The organism is Budvicia aquatica DSM 5075 = ATCC 35567, from assembly GCF_000427805.1.
GTDB classification, from domain to species: Bacteria; Pseudomonadota; Gammaproteobacteria; order Enterobacterales; family Enterobacteriaceae; genus Budvicia; species Budvicia aquatica.
The window spans coordinates 22,267-39,407 of record NZ_ATYS01000018.1 but is presented as its reverse complement, the minus strand read 5'-3'; the positions used below and the strand labels follow the sequence as shown (position 1 = coordinate 39,407).

20 protein-coding genes and 1 pseudogene are annotated in these 17,141 nt (G+C 43.5%); 12 read left to right on the top strand and 9 right to left on the bottom strand.

Translation table 11 applies throughout. The features are described from left to right. Positions 1 to 6: 6 nt before the first annotated feature. Both fadD and rnd read left to right on the top strand, forming a co-directional pair. Positions 7 to 1,704 (top strand): long-chain-fatty-acid--CoA ligase FadD, encoded by a 1,698-nt coding sequence (gene fadD, locus YWE_RS0108940; protein WP_029094217.1) that lies wholly within the window; start codon positions 7 to 9, stop codon positions 1,702 to 1,704. Positions 1,705 to 1,785: 81 nt separating this feature from the next. Continuing rightward, the gene (rnd, locus tag YWE_RS0108935; protein WP_029094216.1) at positions 1,786 to 2,916 is read left to right on the top strand and encodes a ribonuclease D; all 1,131 of its coding nucleotides are present in this window, start codon (positions 1,786 to 1,788) and stop codon (positions 2,914 to 2,916) included. A gap of 66 nt (positions 2,917 to 2,982) precedes the next feature. Here rnd and minE read toward each other — a convergent pair whose 3' ends face one another. Genes minE through minC form a run of 3 tightly spaced genes read right to left on the bottom strand, consistent with a single transcriptional unit; the run spans position 2,983 to position 4,768 of the window. Continuing rightward, a complete protein-coding gene (minE, locus tag YWE_RS0108930; protein ID WP_029094215.1) occupies positions 2,983 to 3,249 on the bottom strand; it encodes a cell division topological specificity factor MinE in 267 nt (88 codons plus the stop codon). 3 nt (positions 3,250 to 3,252) lie between these two features. Then, complete coding sequence (gene minD, locus YWE_RS0108925; protein ID WP_029094214.1) at positions 3,253 to 4,065, bottom strand: septum site-determining protein MinD; 813 nt, start codon at positions 4,063 to 4,065, stop codon at positions 3,253 to 3,255. A gap of 22 nt (positions 4,066 to 4,087) precedes the next feature. After that, entirely contained in the window at positions 4,088 to 4,768 is a 681-nt protein-coding gene (gene minC, locus YWE_RS0108920) for a septum site-determining protein MinC (RefSeq protein ID WP_029094213.1), read from the bottom strand. A 149-nt stretch (positions 4,769 to 4,917) separates the two neighbouring features. Between minC and YWE_RS0108915 the strand changes: the two genes are divergently transcribed. The 9 genes and pseudogenes from YWE_RS0108915 (at position 4,918) to YWE_RS0108880 (ending at position 9,842) form a co-directional block, all read left to right on the top strand. Next, the gene (locus YWE_RS0108915; protein ID WP_029094212.1) at positions 4,918 to 5,184 is read left to right on the top strand and encodes a YcgL domain-containing protein; all 267 of its coding nucleotides are present in this window, start codon (positions 4,918 to 4,920) and stop codon (positions 5,182 to 5,184) included. A gap of 75 nt (positions 5,185 to 5,259) precedes the next feature. Further along, positions 5,260 to 6,297 carry a lytic murein transglycosylase gene (locus tag YWE_RS0108910; RefSeq protein ID WP_084167031.1) on the top strand — a complete coding sequence of 346 codons (1,038 nt, stop codon included), beginning with the start codon at positions 5,260 to 5,262 and terminating at the stop codon, positions 6,295 to 6,297. A 130-nt stretch (positions 6,298 to 6,427) separates the two neighbouring features. Then, positions 6,428 to 7,084, top strand: coding sequence for a fumarylacetoacetate hydrolase family protein (locus YWE_RS0108905; RefSeq protein WP_029094210.1), 657 nt, complete (start codon positions 6,428 to 6,430; stop codon positions 7,082 to 7,084). Positions 7,085 to 7,178: 94 nt separating this feature from the next. Further along, on the top strand, positions 7,179 to 7,625 hold the full coding sequence (locus tag YWE_RS0108900) for a YcgN family cysteine cluster protein (protein WP_029094209.1): 447 nt from the start codon (positions 7,179 to 7,181) through the stop codon (positions 7,623 to 7,625). A 196-nt stretch (positions 7,626 to 7,821) separates the two neighbouring features. After that, positions 7,822 to 7,983: pseudogene (locus tag YWE_RS29565) on the top strand (phage tail protein); the annotation flags it as partial. Positions 7,984 to 8,117: 134 nt separating this feature from the next. Beyond that, positions 8,118 to 8,513, top strand: a complete 396-nt coding sequence (locus YWE_RS0108895; RefSeq protein WP_029094208.1) for a DUF6694 family lipoprotein — start codon at positions 8,118 to 8,120, stop codon at positions 8,511 to 8,513. 198 nt (positions 8,514 to 8,711) lie between these two features. Beyond that, entirely contained in the window at positions 8,712 to 9,071 is a 360-nt protein-coding gene (locus tag YWE_RS0108890; protein WP_051323261.1) for a hypothetical protein, read from the top strand. 197 nt (positions 9,072 to 9,268) lie between these two features. Beyond that, positions 9,269 to 9,532, top strand: coding sequence for a hypothetical protein (locus tag YWE_RS0108885; protein ID WP_029094206.1), 264 nt, complete (start codon positions 9,269 to 9,271; stop codon positions 9,530 to 9,532). 10 nt (positions 9,533 to 9,542) lie between these two features. Then, positions 9,543 to 9,842 carry a hypothetical protein gene (locus YWE_RS0108880; RefSeq protein WP_029094205.1) on the top strand — a complete coding sequence of 100 codons (300 nt, stop codon included), beginning with the start codon at positions 9,543 to 9,545 and terminating at the stop codon, positions 9,840 to 9,842. Positions 9,843 to 10,304: 462 nt separating this feature from the next. Here the strand turns inward: YWE_RS0108880 and YWE_RS0108875 are convergent, their stop codons facing one another. The 5 genes from YWE_RS0108875 to dsbB form a co-directional block, all read right to left on the bottom strand. Then, on the bottom strand, positions 10,305 to 10,754 hold the full coding sequence (locus tag YWE_RS0108875) for an NUDIX hydrolase (protein WP_029094204.1): 450 nt from the start codon (positions 10,752 to 10,754) through the stop codon (positions 10,305 to 10,307). Between the two features lie 75 nt (positions 10,755 to 10,829). After that, a complete protein-coding gene (locus YWE_RS28960) occupies positions 10,830 to 11,474 on the bottom strand; it encodes a toxin-antitoxin system YwqK family antitoxin (RefSeq protein ID WP_051323260.1) in 645 nt (214 codons plus the stop codon). A gap of 253 nt (positions 11,475 to 11,727) precedes the next feature. Beyond that, positions 11,728 to 12,480, bottom strand: a complete 753-nt coding sequence (locus YWE_RS0108860; RefSeq protein WP_029094203.1) for an SDR family NAD(P)-dependent oxidoreductase — start codon at positions 12,478 to 12,480, stop codon at positions 11,728 to 11,730. 1,219 nt (positions 12,481 to 13,699) lie between these two features. Continuing rightward, complete coding sequence (locus YWE_RS0108850) at positions 13,700 to 13,921, bottom strand: hypothetical protein (RefSeq protein WP_029094201.1); 222 nt, start codon at positions 13,919 to 13,921, stop codon at positions 13,700 to 13,702. 182 nt (positions 13,922 to 14,103) lie between these two features. After that, positions 14,104 to 14,634, bottom strand: a complete 531-nt coding sequence (gene dsbB, locus YWE_RS0108845) for a disulfide bond formation protein DsbB (RefSeq protein ID WP_029094200.1) — start codon at positions 14,632 to 14,634, stop codon at positions 14,104 to 14,106. A gap of 282 nt (positions 14,635 to 14,916) precedes the next feature. On the opposite strand from dsbB, the gene fadR reads away from it, so the two are divergent. After that, on the top strand, positions 14,917 to 15,633 hold the full coding sequence (gene fadR, locus YWE_RS0108840; RefSeq protein ID WP_029094199.1) for a fatty acid metabolism transcriptional regulator FadR: 717 nt from the start codon (positions 14,917 to 14,919) through the stop codon (positions 15,631 to 15,633). A gap of 102 nt (positions 15,634 to 15,735) precedes the next feature. Here the strand turns inward: fadR and YWE_RS0108835 are convergent, their stop codons facing one another. Further along, the gene (locus YWE_RS0108835; RefSeq protein WP_029094198.1) at positions 15,736 to 17,076 is read right to left on the bottom strand and encodes an NCS2 family permease; all 1,341 of its coding nucleotides are present in this window, start codon (positions 17,074 to 17,076) and stop codon (positions 15,736 to 15,738) included. Positions 17,077 to 17,141: the final 65 nt, after the last annotated feature.

Here is a 17,141-nt window from a genome sequence, read left to right as displayed (position 1 = left end):
AAATAAGTGGACAAGGTTTGGTTATCCCGCTATCCGAAAGATGTACCAACTGAGATTGATCCTGAGCGGTATCCGTCATTAGCTGACATGTTTGAAAATTCCGCTAAACGTTTTGCCGATCAGCCAGCTTATATTAACCAAGGGAAAGTCATGACTTTCCGCCGGCTTGAGAAACGCAGCCGGGCGTTTGCTTCCTATTTACAAAATACGTTGGGATTAAAAAAAGGTGACAGAGTCGCGTTAATGATGCCGAATCTGTTGCAATACCCGGTGGCTCTGTTCGGTATTTTACGGGCCGGAATGGTGGTCGTTAACGTTAATCCACTGTATACCCCCAGAGAACTCGAGCATCAACTTAATGACTGTGGTGCTAAAGCCATTGTTATCGTCTCCAACTTTGCCCATACCCTGGAAAAAGTGGTGGCCAATACAGAGATAAAACACGTTATTTTAACCGGGCTTGGCGATCAGCTGTCAGCGGCAAAACGCCCGTTGGTTAATTTTGTTGTGAAGTATATTAAGAAGCTGGTACCGAAATATCATCTGCCGGGTGCGACTTCTTTTCGCGCCGCGCTGTCTAAGGGCAAAACTCAGCAGTATGTGAAACCGGATATCCAGCCGGGCGATTTAGCGTTATTACAATATACCGGTGGTACTACCGGCGTAGCTAAAGGGGCGATGTTAACCCACCGTAATATGCTGGCAAATATGGAGCAGGCCAGAGCGGCTTATATTCCACTGCTTGAAGAAGGGCGTGAGTTAGTGGTTACCGCACTGCCGCTGTATCATATTTTCGCGCTAACGGTGAACTGTCTGTTATTCCTTGAGGTCGGTGGCTGTAATCTATTAATTACTAATCCACGGGATCTTAAAGGCCTGGTTAAAGAGCTTTCTCGCTACTCATTTACTGCGTTAACCGGGGTAAATACGCTGTTTAATGCACTGATTAACGATGAAGACTTCCGTGAGCTGGATTTTAGCCATTTGCATATCACCGTTGGCGGTGGAATGTCAGTCCAGCGCAGCGTTGCTGAACGCTGGCAGCAACTGACTGGAACTCATATTCTGGAAGGCTATGGCCTGACTGAGTGTTCACCGCTGGTTTCCGGTAACCCTTATGATTTACAGCACTACAGTGGCAGTATTGGGTTACCTGTAGCATCAACGGATATCCGCTTGGTCAACGATCTGGGTGAAGATGTTCCCAAGGGTGAACCCGGTGAGCTATGGGTAAAAGGCCCTCAGGTGATGCTAGGTTATTGGAACCGCCCGGAAGCAACCAGCGAAATGATTAAAGATGGCTGGCTGGCAACCGGTGATATCGTTCAGATGGACGAGCAAGGCTTTATGCGCATCGTCGATCGGAAAAAAGATATGATTCTGGTTTCCGGTTTTAACGTTTATCCCAACGAAATTGAAGAAGTTGTCTCGCATCATCCCAAGGTGCTGGAAGTTGCCGCCATTGGTGTACCGAGTGAGTCTTCCGGCGAAACGGTTAAAATCTATGTTGTAAAAAAAGACCCTTCGTTAACTAAAGATGAGCTACTCATTCATTGTCGCAGTGCATTAACCGGCTATAAGATTCCACGCATTGTAGAGTTTAGAGATGAGTTACCGAAATCTAACGTGGGCAAAATTCTACGAAAAGATTTACGCAATGAAGCACTAAAACAACAACAAGATGCGGCTAACGCTAAACAGTAATAAGCCTTAAATATGGCTATCAGTAACGCCGGTAATGACCGGCGTTACTTGTACTACGACACTTATATAAGAGATACCGTTTTGGATTATCAACTGATTACTACAGATGAAGAGTTACAGGTTGTTTGCGAACGTGCCAGCCGCTTTGCCCGAGTTGCGCTAGATACCGAATTTGTTCGTACCCGCACTTATTATCCCAAACTGGGTTTAATTCAGATTTATGATGGAGAACAGGCGACGCTAGTCGACCCGCTAAATATTACCGACTGGCAACCCTTTAAAGACCTGTTAGCAAATGCTGATGTGACTAAACTCCTGCATGCTTGCAGCGAAGATCTTGAAGTTTTCCAGCATGAGTTTGACGTTCTGCCTCAACCGTTAATCGATACGCAAATCTTTGCCGCCTTTAATAAACGCTCTTTATCTACCGGATTTGCTGCACTGGTCAGTGAATATCTTCATATAGATTTAGATAAAAGTGAATCCCGTACCGATTGGCTGGCGCGTCCGCTAACTGAGCGGCAGTGTGTTTATGCGACGGCTGACGTTTTCTATTTATTACCGATGGCCGATACCATTATTCGGGAAACTGACGCTTTAGGCTGGTCTGATGCAGCACAGAATGAATGCATTATGATGAGTAAACGCCGCTGTGAAATTACCGATCCGCAAGATGCTTATCGCGATATCACCAATGCCTGGCAGTTGAATGAGCGCCAGTTAGCCTGCTTACGTAACCTTGCAGCATGGCGTTTAACCTATGCCCGTGAACGGGATATGGCGGTTAACTTTGTTGTCAGAGAAGAAAACCTATGGCAGGTTGCTCGTTATCAGCCAAGCTCTTTAGCTGAGCTTGAGCCTCTTGGCCTGAGTGGCCCGGAGGTACGCTTTCATGGCAGAACGATGCTGAGATTAGTGGCTGAAAGCCTGACATTGGATGACAGCGAACTGCCGAAGAAAATAGAGCGCATTGTTGACCACGCCGGTTATAAAAAAGTGTTTAAAGATATTAAGGCGCTGATTCAGAATGTATCAGATAACAGCGGTTTGAACGTTGAATTACTGGCTTCTCGTCGTCAAATTAATCAGCTGCTTAAGTGTTACTGGCAGGGTAAACAACAACAGCCTGAGCTTTTCCAAGGTTGGAGAGGCGAGTTGATGGGGAACGTTCTGACCGAGTATCTGGAACAGGAAGCTCAGGCATTTGCCTGACGTTATACAAAAAGGGCCAGCAATATGCTGGCCCTTTTTGATCAATCACTCATCGCGTCGAGTCATCTATTTCCCGTCGTCAGTTTCCGGCAGGGTGACGTTTAGCTCTAATACTGAGATATCATCCCCTTTATGCTCTAACTGCACGGTCACCATATCAGGATCAATTTGTACATATTTGCAGATAACTTCGAGAATTTCCCGCTTTAGCTGAGGCAAATAATGTGGTTCATTGTCTCCGCGGCGGCGTTCTGCAACGATGATCTGGAGCCGCTCCTTGGCAATATTGGCCGTTGGTTTTTTACGCGACAGAAAGAAATCTAATAATGCCATGACTTATCCCCCGAACAGTCGCTTTAAGAAACCTTTCTTCTCTTCATTCAGGAAGCGGAAAGGTCGTTCTTCACCCAACAGGCGTTCAATGGTATCACCGTAGGCCAATCCTGCATCTGACTCAAGATCCAGAATAACAGGTTCGCCTTGGTTAGATGCGCGCAATACGGACGGGCTTTCAGGAATAACACCTAATAGCGGAATACGCAGAATTTCTACTACGTCTTCAACGCTTAGCATATCACCGCGGTTAACGCGCTCTGGGTTATAACGCGTTACCAGCAAATGTTCTTTAATCGGGTCTTCGCCACGCTCAGCACGACGTGATTTAGAGGCCAGAATGCCCAAAATGCGGTCAGAGTCACGAACGGATGAGACTTCAGGGTTAGTGGTGATAATCGCTTCATCAGCGAAGTACAGCGCCATTAATGCGCCGCTTTCAATACCGGCCGGAGAGTCACAAACAATAAAGTCGTAGCCCATTTCATCTAGGGTATCGAGAACTTTTTCTACGCCTTCGCGAGTAAGCGCGTCTTTATCGCGGGTTTGGGAGGCAGGCAGGATATATAAATTATCCGTACGCTTATCTTTAATCAGAGCCTGATTAAGCGTGGCATCTCCCTGAATAACGTTAACGAAGTCATAAACAACACGGCGCTCACAGCCCATGATCAAATCAAGATTACGCAGTCCAATGTCAAAATCGATAACGACGGTTTTCTTGCCTTTCTGTGCTAGACCGGTCGCAATGGCAGCGCTAGAAGTGGTTTTACCAACGCCTCCTTTACCGGAAGTAACAACAATAATACGTGCCATAGCAGGTTCCTTGTTAAAGGGCTTAATTTAATGATTCGATTGTTAAAATATTACCTTTTAAAAACAGTCGAGCGCTGTGTTCATAAAATGTAGTTGGAATTCTTTCACTTAACCAATATTGACCGGCAATTGATACCAGCTCTGCGGCTAACTGAGTACAAAAAATTTGGCTTGCGGTATCACCGCTGGCACCGGCTAAAGCTCGCCCGCGCATCATGCCGTAAATATGAATATTGCCATCGGCAATAAGTTCAGCGCCTGCACTGACATGGCTGGTGACGATCAGATCAGAATCACGCGCATAAATTTGTTGCCCGGTGCGGATAGGATTGCTGATAATTCGGGTTTTTGCTACCGCTGGTGGCGGGGGAGTAACGACTTTGGCTGCTTTACTGACTTTACCTTCAGTTAATAAAGGAAGCCCGGCGGCCTGAATAGAAAGCTTCTGAATATCGTTTTGTACGCCACTGACGCCAACAACTCGCAGGCCAGCTTCGGTCACTACCTGCTGTAGCTGTAACCAATCCGTATCTTCAGGAAGAGTAGAAACGTTCAGAACCACGGGCGCATTTTGTAAAAAAGTCGGAGCCTGTCGGACCTTTTCGCTTAGCGCTTCGCGAATAATATTGGGTTCTGAATGATGTAAATGAACAACTGACAGAGTAAAACTACTGCCTTTCAATTCAACTGGCGATTGTGACATCTATACATGACTCATGTTGGCTTCGATTATCATCAAAGCACCGCTTAAATGTGCAATATTGTGAAATACACGAATGTAACTTATGCATGTTATAGTTAGCGGCATATCTAGGCAAGTCACTGACTAAATTAATTAGAGCGTAAATACCGATGTTATGTGCAATTTATCGAAGTACCAAACGAGATCAGACCTATCTTTATGTTGAAATTCGAGATGATTTTTCTAAGGTTCCGCCAGAGTTAATCAAAAATTTTGGTAAGCCGGTGTTTGTTATGATGCTTTCTCTGGATAAGCGCGACAGGCTGGCATCCGCTGATATCAATAAGGTCAGGGTTTCGTTAACGGAACAAGGCTTCTATTTACAGGTGCCACCACCGATAGAAAGCTTATTGCAAACGCCCGAAAGCATTGACTAAACCAGGCTTATTAATTCCATCCTCAGCAGTGGTTTTTACTATGCAAAAATATTTTTTTATATCTTCATATTTCGGATGATAGCAGTGAAATTATCAGCAGTAGCATGGCTAATCGGTGCATTTCTCCTAACCGGAACGGCAGGGGCGACTCAAACGAATGTTGCTCCCTCGTCGGTTACAACAACTCCCCCGGTAGATTCTTCTGTGGTGGATGAATCTCAATTTCCTGCCTATGTTGAACGGTTAAAGGTAAAAGCGTTAGCTGAGGGAATCAATCAGGCAACTATTGATGAAGCCTTCGCTAATATTTATTTCCTCAGTCGGGTTATTCAGTCAGATAAAAATCAGTTAGAGAAAAAAATCACGCTGGATATTTATCTTCAACGGGTGTTACCTGAGAAAAAAATCAGGCTCGCCCGCCAAATGTATCGGACCTATCACAGCCAATTAGAGCGAGCCAGCCAACGTTCCGGCGTTCCGGCCAGCTATATTGTCGCGCTGTGGGGGATGGAAAGCGGCTTCGGAAAATATCAGGGTAAGGAAGATATTATTTCAGCCATGGCCACGCTGGCTTTTGAAGGCCGCCGGGAAGCTTTTTTTACCAAACAATTGATGGCTGCATTACTTATCATCCAGCAAAAACATATCAGTGCAGACCAATTGAAAGGCTCATGGGCCGGAGCAATGGGGCAGTGCCAGTTTATGCCGACGTCGTTTATTACCTACGGGGCTGACGGTGATGGTGACGAGCGTATTGATATCTGGAATAACATCGACGATGTATTTGCTTCAACCGCCAACTATCTGGCCACGGAAGGCTGGAATAAAAATGAGGGCTGGGGGGAGGAAGTTAAGCTGACTAAGGCGATAAATCCGGCGCGAATAGGTTTGGAGGATGATAAAGCTAAAACGGTTGCTCAATGGCGAAAACTGGGCATCGTAACCAGTAAGAAGGCGGCTCCGGGGCAGAAGGCCTGGATTATTCAGCCGGATGATGCGCAGGGGAGAACCTTTATGGTGTATAACAACTTCCGTACTATTATGCATTGGAACCGGTCACTATATTTCGCTATCAGTATTGGCACTTTGGCAGAAAGTGTTGCTCAAAATTGAGCGTTTAATCTAAGTTTAATGCGTTGTATAAGTGATAGCATGGTTGATTAACGTAAAAGTACGGCAAGACACTCGGTTATTAAATAACAAATAAAACCATCTAATGGTTAGGTTAAGGAGTCGTAAGCATATGTATCAACATCGGGATTGGCAGGGCGATTTATTAGAGTTACCCGTTGGCAAGGTTGTGTGTATTGGTAAAAACTATTCTGATCATATAAAAGAAATGGGTGACAATACTCCAAAGCAACCGCTGCTGTTCATTAAGCCTGAAACGGCGCTATGTGATATTAAACAACCGATTGCAATTCCAGATGGTTTTGGTTCAGTACATTACGAAGTGGAACTGGCAGTGCTTATTGGCTTGCCATTGAAAAATGCAGATGAAGGCCGGGTCGCTAATGCAATTGTAGGTTATGGTATTGCTATTGACCTGACCCTGCGCGACCTACAGGCTGAGCTGAAAAAGTCAGGGGAGCCATGGGAAAAAGCCAAAGCTTTTGATGCCTCTTGCCCGATTTCTGGCTTTATTCCGGTAGGCCAGTTTGGTGATGCACAACAGACCACTTTATCCCTGTCTATCAATGGTGAAGTGCGTCAAAACGGCAATACCAAAGATATGATTACGCCGATTCTACCGTTGATCTCTTATATGAGCCGCTTCTTTACTTTGCGCCCGGGCGATATCATTTTAACCGGTACGCCATCCGGCGTTGGTCCGATTGAACACGGTGATACCTTTACCGTGGCCCTTAGTGGTAAAGAAATATCCAGCCGCGTGTTATAATCATTTAATACCGTCTGAACAGACGCCTGCGACCTGTGTCGCAGGCGTTTACGTTTGGATTATTCATTTTCTCAGTAAAAACCGGAATACCGTTATGACCCAATCACCTTTTTGGCAGCAAAAGAAGCTGTCTGATATGACTGATGAAGAGTGGGAGTCGTTATGTGACGGATGCGGTCAGTGTTGTTTAAATAAGCTGATTGATGAAGACACGGATGAGATCTACTTTACTAACGTGGCCTGCGATCAGTTGAATATAAAAAGCTGCCAGTGCAGAAACTACGATCGTCGCTTTGAGTTGGAAGAAGACTGCATTAAGTTAACCCGAGAGAACCTGTTGACCTTTGAATGGTTGCCGGCCACCTGTGCTTACCGCTTAATCCATGAAGAGAAGCCGCTGCCAGCATGGCACCCGCTGCGTAGTGGTTCAAAGTCAGCGATGCACGCCGCCAGAATTTCTGTTCGGCATATTGCGGTACCTGAAAGTGAAGTGATTGACTGGCAGGATCATATTATGAATAAGCCTGCGTGGGCACGGTAGTAGTTGATTTGTAATATGATTTTACAAGTGACTTAATCTCTTGGGGCATGAGTGGGGCATATTCGCTAAATTTAGAGTTTAATATACCAATCTGATCCGAATTGTTTTCACTCATCCACTTACCATAGTTGCTTTTACTTGCTAAGCGATACGTATTCAAACAAGAAGAGATAGAATCAATTTATCAGCCCGCCTAGTGCGGGTTTTTTGTTGCCTAAGGAAATTATATGCCTATAAAACCAGAACAGCACAGTTTGGTGATGGGTATAAGCAGATTGTTGGTGATGGACTTAATCCTGAAACGCAAAGCTGGCCTATCACATTAACTGGATTAAAAAGCGAGATGCTACCGGCGTTATTCGGGGAAAATATCATTGGCGAGAGAGGACAATAAAAGTGCTGAGACACAAGGCTCTGATGAGAATGTAAATGCGGCTGCAAGCTAAAATTAAACATGATAATATTTAGCTTTAATTTATAATGAGTTACATCATGAAGCGATTGATATTTGTTCTAATACTTGGTTTTTCTCTTGTTGGCTGCGCTCAAAATAAAATTGATACATCTGGAAAAGATGCTTATTTAAAATCAATAAATACGATGAGCGAAAGCATGCCTGAAGAGAAAAAACATGAATTCATGCGTGCTATTGAACATATTCAATATACCACTTTGATTTCAACAGTAATAAGTAATATTCCATTGCCTGAATCATCGAACGAGAAAATGTATGACGTTGCCCAGAATGCCTATTTTTTGGGGGATGAGGATACATATCGTAAAGTCATGAATAAATATATATATGATGATCCACTATATATGGCTGAGTTAAAGAAGAGTCTGGGCGGTAAAACCGCTGATGAAATAATTGGAGTTAAGAAAAAATAGTGTGTTAACCATCGTATAGATAGCTTAGAAAGTTAAAAGAAATCGGCGAGATGCAAATTTCTGGTTAACTGCCGCATAGGCAGATTAAATACTTACCTAACCCTCTCTGGAGGGATTTTTAATGCTCAAAGTTGTCGATAAAAATGATTGGTGCGAGGCTTGTTGATAAGATGCTTAAAAAAACTGATAGGGAAAAAAATGAAAAATCTATTTTTACTTCTGGCTATGGTTGGATTGATAGGATGCCAAACTGTAACGGACATGAGAGCTGCTGGCCCGTATGCTGAATACTCTAGTTCGAAAGATGCTAAGTCGTTAGCTACTTGTATTATGGCTGGATGGGAAAAAGAACCATTGGTTATTGGGCAATCTTTTGATGCAGCGATCAATTTTATTAATGGTGGTTACTCAGTTTATACTCCTAATTATGCTGAGGTCGCTGATGTATATGAAGCTGAAAATGGTTCGTTTATTAAATATTATTTACAGCGCGGCGGAGCTATGACGGCTCAATTTAGGATTGATAAGAGAACAGATACAATCATTTCCTGTTTATAGGGGCTGTTAGCATACATAGGTTTATAGAAGAACTTGAAGCCCGGCTTGATGCTTTGAGTAAAGATTCATAACTTCTTACACTCGACTAAATGCTCTGTAGTGGACTTCCTATTTGCTCATTACTGGGGAAATTATCAGGTACTTACTTGCCTTATTTATTGATAAGCTGAATAAAATAATACTAATGGGGATCTAGGGTGAAGCAATTAATCATGGCGCTATGCGCATTGAGTTTGACGGGATGCACTTTTAATTGGGAAGGTGGATTTCAAGTCATTCCAGAAGAAACTGACGATGAAATGATAACTTACAGATACGACCCGGTCATTGTTGATATGAAGAAAATGAAGCGACAGGCAAACGAATATTGTAAAAGTAAAGGGTTCAGGAAAGCTGATACAGCAGCTGTTCAATCCAGATTTCTGGGGATTTCCGATATAGTTTATGAATGCGAACGGTAGGAGTGCTCTAATGAAGAGAATATTGATTGCATGTTTGCTAATGATTCCATTCTGGGGAGCAGTTGCAGGGCCAGAGCAAATTGAGAGAGGGGTTACTTCTCTTTGCCTATATCACCCTAAAAAGGACTCATGCATATTATTGGCTAATTCTCTAATTGTTTTGGTGAAGAATCGAGATGATGCTTTCATGCTTTGTAACTCGTTAAAGGCTGCTGGTTCTGATCAATCGAAGACGGCCGAGTGCCAAGATGCTGCTGCTACTAGAATCTATATAGATAAATTAGAAGAGCAATTACGCAAACATATGTAAAAATAATAAACCTCGAAATTACGGGGTTTTTATTACGTATTTCATATATGTAATAACGTTCATGAAGCGCAATAGTTCATAACTTCTTACACTTCCTGATTTCACTAAATACACGCTTCAGTGGGCTGATATCTATAGCGCATCCGCCCGATTCTTACCTAGGCGCATTAACCACCAGATTACAGCAACAAAAAAGCCCGCACTGCGCGGGCTGAGATGCGGTGTAAATTATCACTGGTCATGTTACAGATCTAAAAACGATTAATGGAGTCATTCCATATGAGTTATCTGCTCGGCCCATTATCTTCACAACTCATTAGGGGAAATATCATGAGAATGATTAGAAGGTATCGCAATTTACTTTTATTTTTCATCGAATAGTAAGCTTCAGCTATTAAGAGGGGAATGATAACGACTTAATGATTATCTGTATATGGGCTACTTATTTGTCAATAGTGAGTATTACTCAACGCTTAATCTTGACAGTATTGCCGGAATATCCGGCGGGTAAATAGTTTCTGTTGTCGCTAGAAGTTCGTCGACTGTCCACCAATGATGATGGCTAATAACGGTTCTTTCGTGGCGGCTCCAACCTTCGATATTGATATCCATATTGTCGATCTTTAGGGTAAAAAACCGCTCTTGCGCTAGAACTTTTTCTCCATCCGGAAGTAGCATTTCGAACGACCTCTCCATAATAACGTTACCTATATCATGGCGAGATATCCCTGTTTCTTCGTGCAGTTCTCTGATGGCGGCTTGTTCAAAAGATTCACCATGTTCAAGGCCACCACCTGGTGTAGCCCAGTAGGATTTACCGGCTAAAGCGTCGTTAATATGTGTAAAACGGAAAAGCAATACGCGGTTGGTTGAGTCAATGAGCAATAATCTGGCGGCGGAGCGGGTTCGCATCTAATTTTGTCCTTAGTCTAAGCTGTGTAAGATATTTATTTACATAACCTTTCCATGTTAATCATTTTGAGGCGATTATTTTATTCGTTGCCCGTTCTTATCCCAATAGCGCCATACGCCTTGTCGCTGGTCGTTTAGATAATGTCCCTCCATAGCTTTTTGTCCATGGTTATACCAATACGTCCATAACCCTTGGTGGCGGCCGTTTTGATATTGACCTTCTTCTTGTTTTTGGCCATTTTTATGCCAAATTATCCACGAGCCTTGTTCTTGTCCATTTTCAAAGCGACCTTCCGATCTTTTTTGACCGGTTTCAAACCATTCAAGTGAAAGTCCCTGTGGCTGGCCTTCTTGAAAGTGAGTTTCTATGGCCTTTTGACCATTTTTGTACCATGAAATTAAAGTGCCATAAATTTTGAAATCCGGATCGGAAGGTAATTTATGGGCATCATTGATTAAATAAGGATCTGTCGCTTTTGTTCCAGAAGAATGAAAATTTTGAACCAGTACTAATCTTTGTGTCGTGATACCTAAAAACTGTCTATCACAGGATTCTATTGCGTTGTAAGCATCGCCTAAACACATATCCTGTGAAATGACATCATTAACTTTCCACGAAGCATTGGCTGTCGCTTTTTCATCAATGGTATAGGGAGACGCTTCGGTACACGCCGTTAGACTTATGGTTAAGAACGATAATGAAATAAAGAGCCTTCTCATTGTTTATTCTCATATTTTTAGTTTTAATTATTGTATCGTTTGAGTTGTACATAAAGCCAGATAAAAACGCATTCAGTAAGCATAGCTAAGTGCTTATGGAGACTGTTGGTAATATTAATTATGTTGGAAAAGGGTACTAAAAAAATAGCCGCGAAGTTATTGGAGAACTATGGCGCTCTTAGCGTTGCATTCAGTCTTTTTCTTATAGTAATCCACCTGCCGAACGGTGGATTATGAACATCGTTTATTCTATCTATTGGGCCGTATAGCCACCGTCTACCGCAATAAAAGCACCGGTAATAAAACTACTGTCTTCGGACAGTAAAAATGCCACTACGTTGGCCACTTCGCCCCGTTTTGCCATGCGTCCCATCGGGTGAGTTGATGCCATCCATTGCTGTGTTTCTGCGGGTAATGATTGGATGTTAGGGGTCTCTATATAACCCGGGCCGACGGCGTTAATTCTGACGCCTTTCTCCGCATATTCAAGGGCGGAGGCTCGGGTAAGGCCCAGAACGGCGTGTTTTGCTGCCGTGTAGGGCGCAATTCCTGCAATCCCGGTAATACCATTACAGGCAGATATATTAACAACTGCACCGCCTCCGCTTTGAACAATGGCAGGGATCCCGTATTTTAATCCATAGAAGGTACCACTAATATCCGTGTCTATTACTGCTTGCCATTCATCGAGTGGGTAATCTTCAATCAATACTCCGTGTGGCCCGGTAATTCCGGCATTGTTGACCAAATAGTGCAGGGCACCATACTTTTCAATAATAAACTGGATAGACCGTTTAACGTCGTCTGGCTTTTTTACATCAACAACAAATGGAATGACACGTTCTCCAGATTGATCAATCGATTTAGCCGTATGTTCCAAAGACGCTCTATTTCGACCGGTTATAATGACTGTCGCGCCGAGCTGAAATAAGTGCTTTGCGATTCCTTCGCCTAGCCCTGTTGAAGCACCTGTAACTAAAGCTATCTTGCCTGAAAATGACGGCATCATATTCTCCTGCTGATTGAGTTCAGGTAATTGTGCGCCACCTGATTGATTGTTTTTGAGTCATTGATGCCTTTTGGGGATGAAATATAAAAGCCTTAATATTGATAAACAGCCATAGCTGACCAGTGAATCTCAATAAACAAATCCCTGTCAAAGTTGAGGTTATTATAGAGAGCAGCGTTGCCATAATTATTTACACTTTTTAGTAAGGCGGAGAATACCAACCACGACTACGCTAAATTTATCAAAAGCTTTTTGCGTAAATTGGAGTAATGGGTATGTTGCTTAAGAGGCTTTTAGATTTCTGCCTACCTCGCTTTGTGACTGAAGAGGTGGTGTTTGAAGAATTATTTTATTTGGGTGAGTTGGAGTCATGGTCTCCGGCTTGTAGTCTTGATGAGATTAAGCCAGGCGAACGTTACGAGAAAATTGGCATGGTACGGAGCTTCAAATTTTTGGGGATGTCGTACGGATGTCAAGTTGTTGGTGAGTTACGTGATTACAACCCTAAAGCTTAGCCATTATATAAAGCCGGCTTATAATGGATTTGAATTGGGTTGGTCATAACACTGATGCTTATATTTATCTGGCAATTTAAGTGAGTTAAAAATTAGAGGGCGGGAGGTTATCTGATTTTTATATGTAATTTTTGGGATAATAGAAAGACTGCGTATTAAATATACCGAGATAAAAAATCACCATGCAGAAACAGACAATTTTTATTCATTGTCGATAGGGTGTGATTCAAAAATAGGTTAAGCCTGATAAGGGAATTCATTTTTATATTATAAGCAGCGAAAATAGAGCCTGTTAAACCCGGCTTGATTCTATATCTAGCAATAAATGTTGATCGTTTTGCCTAATAAATTATCTGCTAACGTTTAAGTCTCTATTTAAATGTTAGTACCGTACTTAATACATTAAGCAGCAGCATTAAGATTGGTGAAACGGGTAGGTTTTGTCATGACTTATATCGGAACGAACTCAGTAATAATAAAGCTACCCATGACAACGCTGAGGCATAAGCAAAGGCCGATAACGATGATAAATGTCTTTTCAAATTTAGTTATTCTCATTGTCAGGCACCTTAGCAAGAGAGTTAGTTAACGTTATCGGTCGCGCGAGTCATTGGCTCCAGTCACTGTTGGTACTGCATGGCAAAGCTAAAATATTTCCAAGAATGGTCAATATTGCCATTCTTGGTTGATGCCGCGGCTTATCAACGATGCCATGAATAGAAAAGATCTTCGGTTAGCTTGGTTAACTCATCCACCGCATCATAAAGACGGGTAAATGAATCTTTAGTCAGCTCGGTAATAGTGCCGCCATAAACTCTGGCTATTTTGTGATGATGTTCCGGACCGAAGACGATAAAGCCTTCTTTTGGAGTGCCGGTGACATCTCCTTCAAAAACTGTAATTGTATAACCGTTGAGCTCCATGCTTGTCCTCCGTTATCCATTAATTGGGAATAACTTAATAAAGCGACATTGGAGTATCAAATCTTAAATAAAAGTAAATAATAATTTGGTTATACTGCTAAGCAATGAGTGCATTTCAGCGCATAAACGGCAAAAAGGCATCTGGATTGATGCCTTTTTGTTTATAAAGAGGTGTGTGTAGATTAAGAGAAGAAGCGTCTTGCCTTAGGTTTTACAAACTGAGAGATCAGAACCAACAGACCAAGAATAAAATACACTGCAAAAATCGCTAATAACCACTGAGGCATTTCCAGTGACAGAAATGACCACTGCTTTTCAGAACAGTCACCGTTGGCGACAAAGACTGAAGGCAACCATTTGTCCAGCGGTAACCAGTCGGGGAACCTGACAAAAATATCACAGGTATTTGCCGGTGAAGGGAAAAACTGAATCATGGTGTGTTTCCACGTCAGTAATAAACCTTCGATTGAGCTATATATCCATAGCAAAATGGCAGCGTAACGAACAAACGCTGACGATGGCGAGATGATGCCAATCAAGGCGGCGGCAAGAATACCAAATAGTGCACAGCGCTCATAAATGCACAACACGCAGGGTCTTAACAGCATAACGTGTTGAAAATAGAGTGCAGCCAATTCGAGTATCACTACACTAATGGCCAGTAATAGCCACGCGCCTCTTCCTTTTGAACAACTATTCAGAAAACATAACATGATAAGTTCACTTTAGTTCATACAGGCCGTTTCCTGTCGCGGCTAGTGTAAACTAGTTTCATTTCTCTGCCATCAATCAAATGTATTTTATCGATAAGTTTTACGATATTAGCGATAAAACAGGTTGTTCTTATAGTCGAAAATCAACCATTAACCGATTTTTTGTAACCTAAACCACAGTTTGATTCAATGAATATTCATCGGTGGTATATCGTGCTATTGGCTTCTGATATGATGAGCCCATTGTTTTCAGCATTACGATCCTAACGGAATAATACAAATATGGTCATTAAGGCGCAGAGTCCTGCCGGTTTTGCGGAAGAGTATTTAATCGAAAGCATTTGGAATAATCGGTTTCCGCCGGGAACAATTCTGCCCGCAGAGCGTGAATTATCTGAGCTTATTGGTGTGACCCGGACAACGCTGCGTGAAGTACTTCAGCGTTTAGCCAGAGACGGCTGGTTAACCATTCAACATGGTAAACCGACTAAAGTGAATAACGTTTGGGAAACGTCGAGCTTAAGCCTGTTAGAGACATTAGCCCGGCTAGATCACGACAGTGTTCCTCAACTGATTGATAACCTGTTAGCGGTTCGTACTAACATTGCATCGATCTTTATTCGTGCCGCGGTGCGCCAGAACCCTGAAAAAGCTCGTGAAGTGCTTGCGTTGGCAGATGGTATCGAAGAGCGTCCGGATGCTTTTACTGAACTGGACTACAATATTTTTCGCGGCTTAGCGTTTGCATCGGGTAACCCGATTTATGGCCTGATACTAAACGGTATTAAAGGTCTGTATATGCGAGTAGGGCGCTACTACTTCTCTAATCCGGAAGCCCGCCAGCTGGCGATGAATTTTTACAGTAAGCTGTCTGAGATTTGTCATGAAAAACTCCACGATCAGGTCATGGACTGCGTTCGCCACTACGGTAAGGCAAGCGGAGCCATCTGGCACAATATGCAGAGCAATATGCCGCGTGATTTAGCCGACGCTAAATAGTGGTTTGAACGCCAGATATAAACAATCCAGATATAAAAAGGCGCTGAATTCAGCGCCTTTTCCATTTGTCATGCTTTCAATACTAGCATGCGTTGCTTGGAATCAATGTTTCACCAGCGTAGCAAAGTAATAACCCAACGGCACAGCCAGTACATACAGACTGAATGGAATTTCCTTCCATTTGCCGGCCAGTACTTTGACGATGATATAAAACAGTAAACCGCCGGCAATACCGGTACCAAAGCTGTTGGCTATCAGCGTGATCATCACCATCATCAATACCGGCAACCCTTCGGTAAAGTTATCCAGATCAACCTTACGCAAGCCGCTAAACATGCTTAAACCGATAAGGATCAGGGCCGGTGCGGTGGCTTCTTTTGGAATCATTAGGGCGATAGGGGTAAATAACAGCATCAATAAGAACATCACCGCGGCGGCCAGCGCGGTCAGGCCGGTTTTGCCGCCGGCTTCAGCGCTTGCCGACGACTCGATCAATGCCGTTGCAGCCGGAATACCAACAATCGGCCCGAGAGCAGCAGCGATAGAGTCAACCACAAACGGCCGGTTGATATTTTTCATATTGCCGTGTTCGTCGAGCAGGCCGGCTTTGCCGCCAACGGCCAGCGTCGTGCCCATGGTAGAAAAGAATTCTGCAGCAAAGAAAACAAACAGATAGGGCAGGAAGGCGATATTAATCGCACCGACTAAATCCACATGGCCGAATACCGGCTCTAAAGAGCTCGGCATCGCAAACGGACTGGCCGGCAGCTTAGTGACACCCAACGGGATTCCGATTGCGGTAGCAATTAAAATCGCCCATAAGATAGCCCCAGGAAAGCGACGGGCCTGTAATGCAATAGCAATCAATAATCCGGATAGTGCCACCAACGCTGCCGGGGAGGTAAAGTCACCCAGCATAAATGAATTATTTTTGGCATTGGCCAGAACCAGACCGGCATTACGAAAACCGAGTACGGCTACAAACAGCCCGATTGACGCCGTCAGCCCGAGCTTTATCGACTGAGGCACCGAACGGGTAACAACTTCCCGTAGCCCTAATACCGTAAGGAGAAAGAACAGAATGCCTGACCAGCAGGCTATGCCTAAGCCAATTTGCCAGCCGATACCGTCGTTGCTCGCCAGCGTAATACCCACCAGTACCGAACCGCCAATACCGGGTCCGACGATAAACGGCAGGTTGCCATAAAAAGCCATCAGCAAGGAACTAAACACGAATACCAGAATAGTACCGGTAGTCACCGCGCCTTTATCCATGCCGCCGGCAGCCAATAAGCCCGGAATGACCACTAACAAATATGCCGCAGCCAAAAAACCGGTAATCCCTGCAAGGGTCTCGGTTCTGACATTGGTATTACGCTCATGGAGTTTAAATATTCGCTGCAATATTCCGCCTGTAGAAGGCTGAGACTGACTGTGTGACATTATTTCACCTATATTCCCGATCCTGGGATTAATTTAAATGACAACGCTGGCGTTTTATTGCGCCC